The 932-nt window shown below is 56.9% G+C and carries 1 rRNA gene; it reads right to left on the reverse strand.

What is annotated here, in order from left to right:
• Positions 1–932 (reverse strand): 23S ribosomal RNA (locus IEZ19_RS49995); the annotation flags it as partial.

The following is a 932-nucleotide window of genomic DNA, read 5'->3' on the forward strand; positions in this document are numbered from 1 at the left end:
CCCGTCACCAGGCTTCCATATCCGGCCTATCAACCCAGTCGTCTACTGGGAGCCTTACCCCATCAAGTGGGTGGGAGTCCTCATCTCGAAGCAGGCTTCCCGCTTAGATGCTTTCAGCGGTTATCCCTCCCGAACGTAGCCAACCAGCCATGCCCTTGGCAGAACAACTGGCACACCAGAGGTTCGTCCGTCCCGGTCCTCTCGTACTAGGGACAGCCCTTCTCAAGACTCCTACGCGCGCAGCGGATAGGGACCGAACTGTCTCACGACGTTCTAAACCCAGCTCGCGTACCGCTTTAATGGGCGAACAGCCCAACCCTTGGGACCGACTCCAGCCCCAGGATGCGACGAGCCGACATCGAGGTGCCAAACCATCCCGTCGATATGGACTCTTGGGGAAGATCAGCCTGTTATCCCCGGGGTACCTTTTATCCGTTGAGCGACGGCGCTTCCACAAGCCACCGCCGGATCACTAGTCCCGACTTTCGTCCCTGCTCGACCCGTCGGTCTCACAGTCAAGCTCCCTTGTGCACTTACACTCAACACCTGATTACCAACCAGGCTGAGGGAACCTTTGGGCGCCTCCGTTACCCTTTAGGAGGCAACCGCCCCAGTTAAACTACCCATCAGACACTGTCCCTGATCCGGATCACGGACCCAGGTTAGACATCCAGCACGACCAGACTGGTATTTCAACGACGACTCCACCCGAACTGGCGTCCGAGTCTCAAAGTCTCCCAGCTATCCTACACAAGCCGAACCGAACACCAATATCAAACTGTAGTAAAGGTCCCGGGGTCTTTCCGTCCTGCTGCGCGAAACGAGCATCTTTACTCGTAGTGCAATTTCACCGGGCCTATGGTTGAGACAGTCGAGAAGTCGTTACGCCATTCGTGCAGGTCGGAACTTACCCGACAAGGAATTTCGCTACC

It is taken from the genome of Streptomyces brasiliensis, from assembly GCF_014647875.1.
GTDB classification, from domain to species: domain Bacteria; phylum Actinomycetota; class Actinomycetes; order Streptomycetales; family Streptomycetaceae; genus Streptomyces; species Streptomyces brasiliensis.